The 13477-nt window shown below is 58.9% G+C and carries 15 protein-coding genes; 7 read left to right on the top strand and 8 right to left on the bottom strand.

The genetic code is table 11. From position 1 onward, the window contains the following. Nucleotides 1–13: 13 nt before the first annotated feature. Nucleotides 14–433, bottom strand: coding sequence for a flavodoxin (locus tag ABCP74_RS00985; protein ID WP_117840045.1), 420 nt, complete (start codon nt 431–433; stop codon nt 14–16). A 46-nt stretch (nt 434–479) separates the two neighbouring features. Beyond that, nucleotides 480–1184: a DUF3793 family protein gene (locus ABCP74_RS00980; protein ID WP_343001043.1), complete on the bottom strand. Its 705-nt coding sequence runs from the start codon at nt 1182–1184 to the stop codon at nt 480–482. Nucleotides 1185–1358: 174 nt separating this feature from the next. Here ABCP74_RS00980 and ABCP74_RS00975 point away from each other — a divergent pair, with 174 nt between their 5' ends. Continuing rightward, a complete protein-coding gene (locus ABCP74_RS00975) occupies nt 1359–1742 on the top strand; it encodes a heavy-metal-associated domain-containing protein (RefSeq protein WP_138112100.1) in 384 nt (127 codons plus the stop codon). Nucleotides 1743–1768: 26 nt separating this feature from the next. Here the strand turns inward: ABCP74_RS00975 and ABCP74_RS00970 are convergent, their stop codons facing one another. Together ABCP74_RS00970 and ABCP74_RS00965 are read right to left on the bottom strand one after the other, a co-directional pair. Further along, nucleotides 1769–2194, bottom strand: a complete 426-nt coding sequence (locus ABCP74_RS00970; RefSeq protein ID WP_343001042.1) for a hypothetical protein — start codon at nt 2192–2194, stop codon at nt 1769–1771. After that, a complete protein-coding gene (locus ABCP74_RS00965; RefSeq protein ID WP_217107726.1) occupies nt 2187–3758 on the bottom strand; it encodes a Y-family DNA polymerase in 1572 nt (523 codons plus the stop codon). The genes ABCP74_RS00970 and ABCP74_RS00965 overlap by 8 nt, the downstream gene beginning before the upstream one ends. 190 nt (nt 3759–3948) lie before the next feature. Between ABCP74_RS00965 and ABCP74_RS00960 the strand changes: the two genes are divergently transcribed. Next, the gene (locus ABCP74_RS00960; protein WP_217107727.1) at nt 3949–4452 is read left to right on the top strand and encodes an iron-containing alcohol dehydrogenase; all 504 of its coding nucleotides are present in this window, start codon (nt 3949–3951) and stop codon (nt 4450–4452) included. Nucleotides 4453–4651: 199 nt separating this feature from the next. Then, entirely contained in the window at nt 4652–6346 is a 1695-nt protein-coding gene (gene pgi / locus ABCP74_RS00955; RefSeq protein ID WP_343001041.1) for a glucose-6-phosphate isomerase, read from the top strand. A 140-nt stretch (nt 6347–6486) separates the two neighbouring features. On the opposite strand, the gene ABCP74_RS00950 is transcribed toward pgi, so the two are convergent. From ABCP74_RS00950 to ABCP74_RS00935, 4 genes are all read right to left on the bottom strand, one after another. Further along, the gene (locus tag ABCP74_RS00950; protein ID WP_343001040.1) at nt 6487–7026 is read right to left on the bottom strand and encodes a type IV secretory system conjugative DNA transfer family protein; all 540 of its coding nucleotides are present in this window, start codon (nt 7024–7026) and stop codon (nt 6487–6489) included. Then, entirely contained in the window at nt 6996–7790 is a 795-nt protein-coding gene (locus tag ABCP74_RS00945) for a type IV secretory system conjugative DNA transfer family protein (protein WP_343001039.1), read from the bottom strand. Before ABCP74_RS00945 ends, ABCP74_RS00950 begins: the two co-directional genes overlap by 31 nt. Then, entirely contained in the window at nt 7783–8400 is a 618-nt protein-coding gene (locus tag ABCP74_RS00940; protein WP_195521236.1) for an ATP-dependent Clp protease proteolytic subunit, read from the bottom strand. Before ABCP74_RS00940 ends, ABCP74_RS00945 begins: the two co-directional genes overlap by 8 nt. A 66-nt stretch (nt 8401–8466) precedes the next feature. Further along, nucleotides 8467–9357, bottom strand: a complete 891-nt coding sequence (locus tag ABCP74_RS00935) for a hypothetical protein (RefSeq protein WP_343001038.1) — start codon at nt 9355–9357, stop codon at nt 8467–8469. A gap of 755 nt (nt 9358–10112) precedes the next feature. Between ABCP74_RS00935 and deoC the strand changes: the two genes are divergently transcribed. The 4 genes from deoC (at nt 10113) to ABCP74_RS00915 (ending at nt 13397) form a co-directional block, all read left to right on the top strand. Then, nucleotides 10113–10787, top strand: coding sequence for a deoxyribose-phosphate aldolase (gene deoC, locus ABCP74_RS00930; protein ID WP_022094433.1), 675 nt, complete (start codon nt 10113–10115; stop codon nt 10785–10787). A gap of 149 nt (nt 10788–10936) precedes the next feature. Next, nucleotides 10937–11779 (top strand): Cof-type HAD-IIB family hydrolase, encoded by an 843-nt coding sequence (locus ABCP74_RS00925; protein WP_343001037.1) that lies wholly within the window; start codon nt 10937–10939, stop codon nt 11777–11779. A gap of 64 nt (nt 11780–11843) precedes the next feature. After that, nucleotides 11844–12503: an HAD family hydrolase gene (locus ABCP74_RS00920; protein WP_343001036.1), complete on the top strand. Its 660-nt coding sequence runs from the start codon at nt 11844–11846 to the stop codon at nt 12501–12503. Between the two features lie 150 nt (nt 12504–12653). Beyond that, nucleotides 12654–13397 (top strand): GntR family transcriptional regulator, encoded by a 744-nt coding sequence (locus tag ABCP74_RS00915; RefSeq protein WP_271739977.1) that lies wholly within the window; start codon nt 12654–12656, stop codon nt 13395–13397. Nucleotides 13398–13477: the final 80 nt, after the last annotated feature.

Below are 13477 nucleotides of genomic sequence, written 5' to 3'. Positions count from 1 at the left end.
GGTCCTGGGTTCGTTATGCGAGCTCGGCTCCGAGGGCCTTGCAAGCGGTCTCGCCCTCGTCGTCGGGCGCGTCGTAGCAGATGGTGGAGTCCACGACGTTGACGCCGGCCTCGTCGGCGTCGGCCTTCCAGTTGTCCATCCACTCGCCCTCGGCCCACGAATAGGAGCCAAAGAGGACGACCTTCTTGTCGCCGAGAGTCTCCTTGACCTCGTCCCACATCGGCTGGAACTCATCGTACTCGAGTTCCTCGGAGCCCATGGCGGGGCAGCCGAAGGCGAAGGCATCATATTCGGTGGCCTTGTCGGCAGAGAAGTCGGCGCAGGGGATGACCTCAGTCTCGGCGCCCGCGGACGTGGCGCCTTCGGCGACGAGGTTTGCCATGGCCTCGGTGTTGCCTGTACCGCTCCAGTAGACGACGGCGATCTTGCTCATATGTCTTCCTTTCGGTTGTGCGGCGTGCGGCCGCGTTTTGTATGCTCTATCGGGTTGCCTGGACAAGTTGTCCCAGGGTGCAGCCCTGTTGATAGATGTAGGTAAGGTATTGCGTGCATGCGCGATAGGAATCGAAGGTCGTGAGCGCCTGCTCAACGTTTGTGTATACCTTCCATGCGCCAAAGACCTTATAGTTTTCGCCGTGCTGGACGATAAACTGATGGACATCTTCGTAGGGATAGCCCAAAAAATAGCCAATTTCGTGGGGGAACTCGCACATGCACCCCGTATCGCAGTGCCTATTTCGCGCGAGCGCGCAGACGCTGCCGTTATAGGCGCTCTCTGCGGCATTGCTGCTTGCCAGCGTGATGCGCGCGGCGAGATGCACCAGGGACGCGGGCAGGTTGTGGACATCGTAACCTTCGGCGGCAAGCGCCGTCGTGGCGCGGGGGTCGGAGAGGTATCGCATGAGGTCTGCAGGGCGGTACACATAGATGAGCGCTCCGCAGGGGCGCCAGACCAAAACGCTCATATGGATCCCGAGTGGCTGGAGCTCGCGGTTGCATTGGGCTATGACGGCGAGCAGGCGAGAGCGTCGCTCTTCGATATGGGTGGCGCTGGGTTTTCCGTTTTGGTTGGCGTAAACGCCGGGATAGGTAAAGAGCGATGCCGGCTTGATTCCCGCGAGCGTGGGGGAGCAGTTGCGCACGACTGCTGCCTGAAACGTTGGGATGTCTATGGTTCGAGTCACGGTGCTCCTTACGGATCTAAACTGTTAGCCTAGGAAAACTTATACACGAAAGTAAGCCATGGTCAACAAAAAAGTTTGAAGAGGGAAACTAATTGACCGAACAGACATGATTTTGGGTTAAGATGGGGACACCCCATGGGGGTATCTAGATAGGGCTACTTGAAAGGGGAACGCATGAGTGACTTGCTCAGCCCTGCGAATCTCATCGTGCTGGCCGTCATTGCCGTCGGCATGTTTTTTGGACTGCGTCGCATTGCCGCTTCGACACATGGGAAGAGTTGTTGCAGCGATGGTGCGAGCGGCAAGAAGGCCAAAAAGGTTGTTGTGGTGGATACCGATGCGTCACACTATCCCTATAGCGATGAGCTGCTCATCGGCGGCATGAGCTGTGACGGCTGCGCTCAGAACGTAGCCAATGCCCTCAATGCACTGGATGGCGTGTGGGCAACGGTGACGTATGCGGACCACACGGCACGCGTGCGCTCTAAGCAGCCGGTTGATCGTGATGTCCTCGAGACGGCCGTGAAAGACGCGGGCTACTACGTCATGACGCTGTAGGCGTCGCTCTGGATGCGCTTCCTTGGCTAGGCTCGTCCGCGCAGTTCGATGTCTTGGATGCCGTCGAAGTCGATGGCGATGTCTCGGAGCTTGAGGAGCTTGAAGGCGGGGAGCGCCTCGTCGAGGATGCCGGTGCGGCTGCGATAGCCGTATGTATCGTAATAGGTGACACGAACCAAGTCGCCACGTTTGAGACCCTCGAGTTTTTTAGAAAGCACGAGGGCTTTTTCTTCCGTGAGCTCACGTTTTGGCTCGATGGTGATTTCCTGCTTGCGCACGAGTTCGTAGTATCCCGTGAGGGCGGCAAAGGGCATAAACTGTGCGGCGCGGTTGGCGCGCACGGCACCGTTGGCAGTGAGGTTGGGGTCGGCGGCGCGGCGTCTGCCCTCGGGGTCCGCCAAGCGCTCGAAGGCGGTCGGCGGGCGCACGGGCTGTTGTTTGGGTTTAGGCACGGTGTCCTCCAACTTGTTCGTTGCGTTCGCGCGCGGTGGCGCCGGCGGTAAAGCTTAATCCCTTGACGAGCGCGTTCTTGCCGTACTTGCCTTTCACGGCCAGGACGGTGCGCGCCAGGTCGCGCTCGCGCTCATCGGCCTCGATATCGCTGAATAGATCGATGGTGGCAAATTCCTCGGGCATGAGGTTGCCAAATCCCAGGTTGATGCGCTTGACCGGTCGTTTGGGATCGACAGTATGCGCCCAGAGCTCATCGAAATAGCCCATGATCTTCTTAAACGAATTGGTACGCTCGCTCAGCTTTCGCGAGGCGTTAGAGTGCGCAAAGAGTGCGGCATAGCCACCGCGCGGTTTGCCGCCATGCTCTCCCACAAAGATGCCATCGATTGCCTGCGCTTCGCGCACCAGGCGACGCCGTTCGTCATCGCGCTGGACGGGCTTGGGCGCACGGGGCGCGAGCTCGGGGTCGGCGGTTGCGGTGGGTTCGATACTCGATGTGCTCGAGCGCAGGTGCCCGCATCCGTCCACATACTGCGCTGTACCGCTGGCGTCGAGGCGGCGTATGTCGGCGCGTTCGCTCGCGTAGCCCACAAAGAGCGAGATGCTGTCGCAGACCACGTGCTTATCGACCAAGTCTAAAACGGCGTTGTCGACCATCTCGCGCAAGACGGTATAGGCCTGTTCGTAGGCATAACCCTTCGAGAGCACCTGTCCTGTGGTGGTCGAAGTTGCTTGCGGGCGATAGGCTTGGATATCGGCGATGGTTGTCGGCTCGCGCCCGAAGGCATGGTCGATGAGATATTCGGCATTGACGCCGAGCTCGTCGTAGAGCAGGTTCTCGTCGAGTGCGGCGACACCCATCAGGTCGTAGACGCCATACTTTTCGAGTCGTGCTGCCACGCCGGGGCCGATGCCCCAGATATCGGTGATGGGACGATGGGGCCAGATCTCTTTGCGAAAGGTCTCGTCGTCGAGTATGCCGATGCGGCTGAGTACGTGCTTGGCGGTGATATCGAGCGCTACCTTGGCCTGGAATAGGTTGGGGCCGATGCCGACCGTCGCCGTGATGCCGGTGCGCGCGAGGACCTCATCGCGCAACATGCAGGCAAAGCCTTTGGCATTGGTATGGTAGAGGTCTAGATAGGGCGTCACGTCGATAAAGCATTCGTCGATTGAATAGACGTGAATGTCTTGCGGGCTCACGTATTCCAGATAGATGCCGTAGATTTGCGCCGACACTTCCATGTAGTGCTGCATGCGCGGTGCGGCTTTGATGTAGTCGATGCCGTCGGGAATCTCAAACAGACGGCAGCGATTGTGAATCCCTAAGTCCTTCATGGCCTGTGTGATGGCGAGGCAGATGGTCGTGCGCCCGCGCGATTCGTCGGCAACGACCAGGTTGGTGGTGAGCGGGTTGAGTCCGCGGTCGACGCACTCGACGCTAGCGTAAAACGTCTTGAGGTCGATGCAGATATAGGTGTGACGCTCGTGCCCCACGCGTCCTCCCATCAAACACATGTTCTTATCGAATATCTGTTCGATAATACCCGCTCGTCCGGACATCGTCAAAACCTGTCAAAAAGGGACTGGTTTGTTTTGGTAGGTATGGTCGTGCGGTTGGATTGGGTTTTAACGCAGCTCTAAAGAGTGCGAAACAGCTCGGAAAACCTCGCTTCGTAGCATGAGCCTAACGATTGATACCGCCTATGCGCACGGAAGGGTTGTGGGAAAGATGGTCAATTATGGGTTTGGTATGCCGACGCGCCTTGTTGCGGATGGAGACGTGGCTCGCTGGTGCGGACGATTGGTCGCTCACTACGGTGGCACCAAGGCGCTGGTCGTGTTGGGCGGTGACAAGCATACGCGCGATGAGCTTGTCTCGGCGGCACTTGGCTCGCTTGATCGAGCCCTGCTCGAGCGCGTGCTTTTTCGCTGCGGCTCGTTTGAGGGCGACGGGGGAGACGAGCTGATCGACGAAGCCGTGGCCCTGGCGACCGACGAAGGCGTGGACTTTGTCCTGGCGATTGGCGATGCCGATACTGCTGGCTTTGCGCGCGAGCTCGCGCGTCGCATGGCGGCGCTCGATGCCGGCGAAGACGGTTTTGTCCCTTATGGATGCATTGTCTCGGAGGGCAAGGCGCCTGCTGTCGTGGGCATCGGTGAGGTTCCCGTTTTTGCCATTATCGCGCCCGAACTGCTGGAGGGCATCGGGTCTCCTCTGCGTGAGTTGCTCGGTAGCATCTGCGCCGCGGCCTAATATTTGCCATAAAAGGACGGGTTGTTTTTGGTTGGTAAAGCGTTTGACCTGCCAAAATAAGCCTGTCCCTTTTTAATCGGTTGCCGTTTGGGGGCCGATTGGCAACGCTCGCTGATTGTAGTCTTGACCTGCGCTAGAATAGTGGCATCTGAATGTCCGGGCGCATGGAGGCGTGCGCCCGTATGCTGAGGAGGACTCTATGGCAACTGTTGCCGCACCTATCGATGCTACGTCGACTGCCGCTTGGAAGGCGCTCGAGGCTCATCAGGAGAAGCTCGAGGCCGAAGGTATCGACCTCAAGGCCTGGTTCGCTGCTGACGCCGACCGCGTGAACAAGCTGAGCTTTGACGCCGGTGACCTGCACTTCGATCTGTCGAAGAACCTGGTGACCGATGAGACCGTCAAGCTGCTGTGCGATCTTGCCCGCGAGGTAAAGCTCGAGGAGCGCCGCGACGCCATGTTCTCCGGCGAGCACATTAACACCACCGAGGACCGCGCCGTCCTGCACACCGCGCTTCGCCGCCCGGCAAGCGAGAAGGGCCAGCTCATCGTTGACGGCCAGGATGTCGTCGCCGACGTGCACGAGGTCCTCGACCGCATGTATGCCTTCGCCGAGCGCGTGCGCTCCGGTGAGTGGAAGGGCGTTACCGGCAAGAAGATCGAGCATCTGGTGTCCATCGGCATCGGCGGCTCCGATCTGGGCCCGGTCATGGCTTACGAGGCTCTGCGTCCCTATGCCGACGCCGGTATCGACTGCCGCTACATCTCCAACATCGACCCCAACGACCAGGCTGAGAAGCTCAAGGGCTTGGATCCCGAGACCACGCTCGTGATCATCGTCTCCAAGACCTTCACCACACTTGAGACCCTCACCAACGCTCGCGAGGTCAAGACCTGGATGCTCGAGCAGCTCAAGGCTCAGGGCGCCATCGACGGCTCCGATGAGCAGAACGCCGAGGCTGTGGCAAAGCACTTCGTCGCCGTTTCCACCGCACTCGAGAAGGTCGAGGCCTTCGGCATCGACCCTGCCAACGCCTTCGGTTTCTGGAACTGGGTTGGCGGCCGCTATTCTGTTGACTCCGCTGTGGGCCTGTCGCTGATCGTCGTGCTCGGCCCCGAGCGCTTCCAGCAGTTCCTCGAGGGCTTCCACGCCATCGACGAGTACTTCTGCAACACCCCGCTCGAGAACAACGCCGTCGCGCTGATGGGCCTGCTCAACGTCTGGTACGTCAACTTCTTCGGTTCCAAGAGCCACGCCGTGCTGCCGTACTGCCAGTACCTGCACCGTTTCCCGGCCTACCTGCAGCAGCTCACCATGGAGTCCAACGGCAAGCACGTCCGCTGGGACGGCAGCGCTGTGACCTCCGATACCGGTGAGATCTTCTGGGGCGAGCCCGGCACCAACGGCCAGCATGCCTTCTACCAGCTGCTGCATCAGGGCACCGTGGTGGTTCCGGCCGACTTTATCGCTTTCGCAAACACTACCAACCCCGCAACCGACAGCGGCCAGGATGTCCACGAGTTGTTCCTGGGCAACTTCCTGGCCCAGACCAAGGCACTCGCCTTTGGTAAGACGGCCGACGAGGTGCGCGCCGAGGGCACGCCCGAGCAGATCGTCCCGGCCCGTTGCTTTGAGGGCAACCGTCCGACGACCTCGATCTTCGGCGACACGCTGACCCCGTTCGCGCTCGGCGAGCTCATCGCCCTGTACGAGCACATCGTATTTGTCGAGGGTACGGTCTGGGGCATCGACTCTTACGACCAGTGGGGCGTCGAGTTGGGCAAGCAGCTTGCCAAGCAGATCACCCCTGCCTTCCACGATGATGCCGCCAAGGCCGAGCAGGACGCTTCGACCCAGGCGCTCATCGAGTTCTACCGCGCCCACCGCAAGTAGTCGCTGCTGTTGACACATCGCGCCTTATAGTCAGGGGCCCGTATCCCATTGGATGCGGGCCCCTTTGCTTTGCCGTGGCCCCGGGGTGCACGGCCTTTATGGATCTTCGCCGGGGCGCCGCGCGCTGCGAGGCCCTGCGCCTAGAGCTCGACCTCCGCATGGCCTCGCTGCGCCTCGGGCAGCTCACCGTAGAGCGGGTGGTCTTCGAGCTTAAAGCGCTCGACCTGTTCGGGAGCGCGACCGCGTACAAAGAGCCACGAGCGATCAATCGGCGTCGCCATGAGCGTGCTGGGCAGCGCGTCGGCGCGGTCGGAAAACACCCGGGCACTCTCGGGATCCTGGAACGCCAGCACCAGATGCGTGTCGCAGTTGCCCATGATGGAGCGTGCGCGTGCCTCGCCATAGAGCGCATCGAGTTGATTGGTCGACTGCAACAGCAGCGTTGCCCAGATGTTGCGGCTTCGGATAATCGAGAGCACGTTGTCGATCTGGGGGATCTGCAGATTTGCGAAGTCATCGAGCATAAAGCGCACAGGCACAGGCAGGCTGCCGTCGGGCTGCCTATCGGCCTCGCGAATGAGGCCCATAAACGCCTGCGTAATAAAGAGGCCGGTCAGCGGATCGAGATTGCGGTCGATATCGCTCACGGTTACAAACAGGGCGCAGGGGACATGCCCCATGGAAGCGAAGTCCACCTGATGGCACTCACGATAGAGCTGTGCCGCACCGTCGAATCCCAGACACATGACCTTTCGGCAAGGATGCCGACGATGCTCGCGTGCATGCGCTCGGCATTTTGCGTAATGGCGTAGCGCCGCCATAGCGAGAGGGCATAGCTTTGGGGGTCGGTCGTGATCAGGTCGTCAAACAATCGACCCGTGGCACCGTCCTGCAGGTGCTCGATCAGCTTGATGACCGAGCTGATCGTCTGCTCGTCGGCGGGTAGCTGTTCGGTGACGTAGGCGATAAGACACGACAGCAGGTTTGCCGCCGCATGATCCCAAAAAGGCTGGTTGTTGTCCTCGATGGGGCAGATGGCCTTTGCCACCGAGAGGATGTCCTGCTGGTTGGGCCTGCCGTCCGCCTTGCGGCGAATGTGCCTTAGGGGGTTGTAGCCGCAGCGCTCGATGCCGGGCGCAAGGGCCGGGACGGTGTTGAGGTCGGCGAAGTTGAGACATTGTACGCGGTAACCGTGGGCTGCCAGCACGGGTCCCACTTCGCGACAGAGCGTGCCTTTGGTGTCGAGCACGATGTAGCTTGCGTTCATTTGCAGCAGGTTGGGCTTGAGGACGTTTCGGGTCTTGCCGGCTCCCGAGGGGCCGATCACAAGTGCGTTGTTGTTGAGCCCCGTTTGGCGGGTGTCGCAGGAAAGCGTTCGATCCTTGGCGAGGATGGTGGACGATGCGGACTTAGATGCGGCGAGGCGGCTGGCGAGGTTAGACATGGGCGACCTCCTTGGTGGTCGAGAGGATTTCGTGGGCAAAGCCGAGCTCGACGGCGCGCTCGGCCGAAAGGTAGGTGTCTTTTGCAGTGAGGGACTGGATGCGCTTGAGCGTGAGGCCGCTGCGGTCCGAGAGGATTTGCGTGAGGGTCTTGCGGGTCTGCATGAGACGCCGGCTGGTTTCCTGCAGCGCAAGTGCCGAGCCGCCTGCCCCCTGGGGGATCAGCGGGTCGTGAATCATGAGCTCTGCATGGGGCGCCATACGGCGATCGTCGCCGCCCATAAAGATCACGGCGCCCATGGACGCGGCAAATTCCAGGCAGACGGTGCGGATGGGGCACGATGCGAGGCGCATGGCGTCATAGATCGCAAGACCCGATCGCACGCTTCCGCCGGCGCTGGCGACAAATATGGTGATGGGGCGGCTGGGGTCGGTGGCATCGAGCAGGCGGATCTGCTGGCATAGGTCGTGGGCCATCGGGGTTTCGATGTTTCCCATGACGGAGAGCTCGCGACGGGCGAGCATCTCATCGTAAATGCTGGTGAGCGTGATGCCTCGGGCGGATTCACGCATGGTGAGGGGGCTGATGATGGGGGAATGATTGGTGTCCATGAGGATTCCTTTCTGTTGGTTGTGTTGTGGAAGAATAGGATTGTTGCCCGCGGAGGGGCTGGCAGGCTACAGGGTTCGTCCGAGCCTGAGATCGAGCTCGGTTGTGGGGCAGGCTGCCTGTTCGTGCGGCTCGCAAGCGCCAAGGGCTCCAAAGCGATAGAGCGTTGCGGCGGGCGTGGTGTAGGCGAGCCGCAGCTGATGCTCGACAGGGGCACATCCGTCATTTTTGTAATGAGCCGCGTAGTACTGCGCGATGCTGGCGTTCATCTCGTTGCCATTGCGATGGCGCTCAAACTGGCGTCTGCAGGTCTCGATGATCTTTGCTACCGACTTGGGTGCCGTCGCGGGAACAAGGGCGAGATAGCCCTCAAATAGCTCGTTGATGCTCAGGAGGCACAGCAGGTCGATCAGTGTCCTTATGGCTGCTCCCTCGGCGGAAAAGTGCGCGGTCATGCGGTTATATCGGTTGCGGTCGACGATGGCCGCATGGGGTCTTGGAGTTTTCTGCCCTGTGGTCCCGGGCTTTTGCCGCGCCTGTGTATTGAGCTCGACGTTGCAGCGCTTGAGGCCGTCCAACGGAAGGAACAGTGCGGTGCGCAGGGTGTTCCGCTTGCTTTCGAGTTCATGACGCTCGTCGGGTTCCCATTCGAGCTTGAGTTTCGTGTCGAGCGCCGTAAGCATATGGGCTAGGCAGCCTACGGTAAGAACGTACGAATCGTTGTCGCGTTTTGGGGCATAGGGGTCCGTCAGCTTGCGAATGTCGGGGTCGCCCATGATCTTTGTGCAGCGCTTCAGCAGTTGAGGGTGGTCGGCCAAGATTGTCGCGAGCGGTAGCGACGCGTAGTTCTTGATGGTCGCGGCGGCAAAGGCGGCGTCATATTCGTTTGCATATGCTCGCTCAATGCGGGCATCCAGAATGCTTTTCTTATCGCCGTCTTCAGCGTGGTGGTTTGTCATAGCTTCTCCAATCGGTTGATGTTCGTGCTGTTTGTTGATGTGTCGGTTGTCGTGAGTGATGTGCTTGCCGTGGGTGATGTGCTGACGTTGGGGTGCTATGCGGTTTTCAATGAGCCCGTGAGGCAGTTGCTGCAGGGGCGGGATGGAACGGCCCGTGCAAGGCGGAAGGCATCGTGCTCAAAATCGAGACAGCAATGCCCTGGGTGCCTCACATGTGGCAGTTACCTCATTAAGTTGTCATTGCGTTTGGGGTTGTACTTTGCCGATCTTCCTTCTCTTACACGCTAAAACTCAAACTTCATATGCTCGATCTACTTAAAACCGCAACGGCGGTCTTTTATCAACTTATATGTCGGAACGCGTCTTTGCAAGTACTTTTTTGCGTTTGTTTCAAATGGGGTGGTTTTGCAACCGTCAAGCGCCACGCTATGCGAACGTGCCCCTTTTCTGTTGTCGGTCGGATACGATGAGTCGCGTGACGTCGTCAGAGGTCGAATTCGACCGCTAACGACGTTGTGCAGCTCATCATTTCTGGCCGCAAACAGTAAAGGGGCATGAGGGTGTATTGAGGGGGGATGTCTTGCTGTCGGCATCCGCGTGCGGTGCCATTCGCTGTCTGTAAATATACGTTTACAGCTAATTTCATACCACTTGTCGGAATGCGGACGCTGTCCTTGTATGTCGGGCGTACATTGAACGTGGTATTTCGCGTGAAACCACGAATCGGTTGTCAGTCCTGAACAAGGAGGCCCAGCATGACACTTGCCAAACCCATCAATAAATACATCGACTATATCGATGCCCCCGAGGACACGTTTGAGCAGTATGTCGAGAAGGCGTTAAAGTACAACTTTCGCTGCGTATTCGCGAACCTTCAGGAGTACGAGACGGGCCGCGCCATGCTCGAGGGCTCTGACATCATCCTTGCCGGCGCCATCGACTTTCCCCAGGGCACTATGACGCTTGAGGAGAAGCTTGCGAGGTTTGAGGAATACGCTGCGTGTGGCTTTACCGAGATTGACTACGTTTTGAATCAGGGGTCGATCGAGAACCGCGATTTTGATGCCATCGAGCGCGAGATGACTACCATTGCTGATTTTTGTCGCGCGCATGGCATCACTGACAAGGTAATCGTCGAGATGTGCAAGCTGGACGGCGACGACGCCGCCAAGCGCCGTGTATGCGAGATCGCGCTGGAGGCCAAGCCGGGATTCCTTAAGACATCGACCGGCAGAAGCTTTGGCGGTGCTAAGCTCGAGGACGTGCGGCTGATGCACGAGGTGCTCGGCGATGCCGTGGCAATCAAGGCGGCGGGCGGTATCCATAATTACGAAGAGGCTTGCGCATTCATCGAGGCCGGCGCCAGCGCGTTAGGCGCATCGGCGGGCATCGCGATCGTCGAGGGCGCACCGACGGATGAGCGTCGCTAGCAGACGTATTTGACCTGAGCGATAAAGCTTCACGACCACACGCCGTTCATGTTCGAGACAATATGACTTTTTGCCCGTTGTAAACGGAGTCGCGATGGGTGTTCTGTATGATGGCTCAGACAAGGTTGTTCAATGACAGGGAGGCATATATGGCAATCAAAGCCATCGCGATGGATATCGACGGTACGCTCACCAACGATCAGAAAGTGATTAGCCCGCGTACGCGCGAGAAGCTGCTCGCGGCGCAGGAGTCGGACATTAAGCTCATCTTGGCTTCGGGCCGTCCCGCATGGGGACTGCACGCCTTGGCGCAGGAGCTCGACCTTCAAAACCATGACGGTCTGCTGGTTGCCTTTAATGGCGCGCATGTGGTCGACGCTCAGACCGATGAGGTCCTTTTTGACCAGGCTATGCCGGCTGACGAGCTGCACCGTCTGATTGATCACCTGCGTAATTTTGACGTGATCCCTATGATTTCGCTCGGTCGCGATTTGCATGTCGTGGATTCGTATCACTGCATGATCACGCTGCCTGACGGCTCGCAGAAAAACATCGTCAAATACGAGCGCGATGCGTGCGATCTTAAGATTCGCGAGGTGGAGAGCCTGCATGAGGTCGCTGATGCTTATCCCGTGGACAAGCTGCTGACGGCGGGCGATCCGGCCTACCTGCAGGCGCATTACGAGGAGATGTATGCGCCCTTTAAGCAGACGCTTTCGGGCATGTTTACGGCCGACTGGTACTTTGAGTACACGGCGCCCGGTATCGACAAGGCCCGCGCACTCGAGGGTGCCCTGCCCAAGCTCGGCATCGATGCCAGTGAGGTCGTATCGTTTGGCGACGGCCAGAACGACAAGTCCATGATTGAGTGGGCCGGCACCGGTGTTGCCATGGGTAACGCCGTCGAAGAGGTTAAGGCTGTAGCCCAGATGGTGACCGCCGATAACAACGAAGATGGCATTGCGGTGGCGCTGGATAAGCTGCTGGGTTAGAATCGCCGATTAATGCATGGCTCGGGCGCCTGCTTGCGGGCGTCCTTTTGCTAGGGAGGGTGCCGTGTCCGCATTTCCGTTCGACGCCGTTATCTTTGACATGGACGGCGTCATTGTCGATACCGAGTATTACTACTTGGGCGAGACTGCCGCGTTTGCCAAGGAGCTTGGACTTAATCTGACTCAAGAGGAGTTGAATGGGCAGGTCGGTACCTCGCATCAGTTCTTCCTGCATATGCTGGTCGATTGGTTTGAGCGCGCCGGTAAGGGACACTTCACTGGCGAGGAGGCGTTGGCCCGTTGGGACGAGTGGGCGCATAAGCGTCCGCGTGACTATCAGGCTTTGATTAACCCAGGCGCCGTGGATACGATTCGAGAGCTGTCGCGCCGTGGCGTTCGCGTGGCGCTTGCCAGCTCGTCTCCCATGGTTAGCATCGAGGAAGTGCTCAACGCATGCGGGCTGTCTGATGCCTTTGAGTATGTGGTGAGCGGCGAGCAGTTTAAGGAGAGCAAACCCGAGCCCGACATCTACCTGCATGCGCTGGACCTGCTGGGGCTGCCCGCGAATCGCTGCTGCTGCGTTGAGGATTCGGTGCCCGGCATCACCGCTGGCAAGCGAGCCGGCCTGACAGTCATTGCCAAGCGCGAGGAACGCTTTGGCTTTAGCCAGGATGCCGCGGACAAGATTATCGACCAGCTGCCGGAGCTGCTCACGCTTTCTTAGGAGCGCGGTAGTTGCGCGTTTTTCGGGTCTGATGAGTAAATAGCCAACATTTTGGTGCGACACCTAGCATACTTTAAGCTAATGCGGGCTTAAGGGCTTGTTGAATGCCCCTGAGCCCGCTTTAGACTTAATCGTGCTTGGAGAGGGTATATGCCACCGACTGAAGGGCTAACTGACGGTAAAGCAGCGATACCGCTGTACCAACAGGTTATCGATATCATTAAAAACGAAATCAACTCCGGCGCCTACAAGGCAGGCGCGCGGATACCCAACGAATTCGAATTGGCTGAGAGCTATAAAGTTGGCCGCGTTACCGTGCGACGTGCTATTGAGGAGCTCGTCCAGCAGGGCTATCTAACGAAGCGACAGGGGAAAGGCACGTTTGTCAATGCCCCCAAGCTCAAGCGCAAGATTCGCCAGAAGGATGACGTTCAGAGTTTTTCGGACGCATGCCGCGTTAACGGAATGGAACCGGGGGCGTGTGTCATTTCGAGAAAGATACTGCCGGCGGATTCCACCGAAGCACATTTCTTTGGTGTTCCCGTTGGAACTGACTTGATTTGCGTTGAGCGCGTGCGTACTGCCGATGGCGTCCCCGTCATGCTTGAGAACAACATATACGTTTACGAGGACAACGCCTATCTATCAACGGCGCCTCTATCTAACCAATCCATTTTTGAGTTCGTGCGCAACCAGACTGGCCGCATGCCCGCGTTTACCGACCCGTGCACGCTCGAGATCGCGTGCGCATCGCCCGAGGTCGCTCGGTTGCTGGCGGTTCCCGTTGGCGAACCCTTGTTTTATATGGAAGCCTTCTTTTTCGATGAGCAACGGCGGCCGTTTATCATCGGTCGTCAGCGGATCGTTGGGTCTCGCTACGTTTTTGACATCTAGGACATTGCGAATGGAAACGCCCGGTGGATCATCTCACCGGGCGCTTCCATACCGTTCACGGCGCGAACGCGACCGTTCAA

It is taken from the genome of Collinsella aerofaciens (assembly GCF_039062315.1).
Classification (GTDB): Bacteria; Actinomycetota; Coriobacteriia; order Coriobacteriales; family Coriobacteriaceae; genus Collinsella; species Collinsella aerofaciens_BG.
The sequence above is the reverse complement of the archived record's forward strand: the minus strand, read 5'-3'. Positions and strand labels throughout refer to the sequence as shown.

Bases quoted from the DNA above. Each gene is read 5' to 3' on its own strand.
- ABCP74_RS00985 (WP_117840045.1), bottom strand. From the start codon at position 433: ATGAGCAAGATCGCCGTCGTCTACTGGAGCGGTACAGGCAACACCGAG.
- ABCP74_RS00975 (WP_138112100.1), top strand. From the start codon at position 1,359: ATGAGTGACTTGCTCAGCCCTGCGAATCTCATCGTGCTGGCCGTCATT.
- ABCP74_RS00965 (WP_217107726.1), bottom strand. From the start codon at position 3,758: ATGTCCGGACGAGCGGGTATTATCGAACAGATATTCGATAAGAACATG.
- ABCP74_RS00960 (WP_217107727.1), top strand. From the start codon at position 3,949: ATGCCGACGCGCCTTGTTGCGGATGGAGACGTGGCTCGCTGGTGCGGA.
- pgi (WP_343001041.1), top strand. From the start codon at position 4,652: ATGGCAACTGTTGCCGCACCTATCGATGCTACGTCGACTGCCGCTTGG.
- ABCP74_RS00950 (WP_343001040.1), bottom strand. From the start codon at position 7,026: ATGGGGCATGTCCCCTGCGCCCTGTTTGTAACCGTGAGCGATATCGAC.
- ABCP74_RS00945 (WP_343001039.1), bottom strand. From the start codon at position 7,790: ATGTCTAACCTCGCCAGCCGCCTCGCCGCATCTAAGTCCGCATCGTCC.
- ABCP74_RS00940 (WP_195521236.1), bottom strand. From the start codon at position 8,400: ATGGACACCAATCATTCCCCCATCATCAGCCCCCTCACCATGCGTGAA.
- ABCP74_RS00935 (WP_343001038.1), bottom strand. From the start codon at position 9,357: ATGACAAACCACCACGCTGAAGACGGCGATAAGAAAAGCATTCTGGAT.
- deoC (WP_022094433.1), top strand. From the start codon at position 10,113: ATGACACTTGCCAAACCCATCAATAAATACATCGACTATATCGATGCC.
- ABCP74_RS00925 (WP_343001037.1), top strand. From the start codon at position 10,937: ATGGCAATCAAAGCCATCGCGATGGATATCGACGGTACGCTCACCAAC.
- ABCP74_RS00915 (WP_271739977.1), top strand. From the start codon at position 12,654: ATGCCACCGACTGAAGGGCTAACTGACGGTAAAGCAGCGATACCGCTG.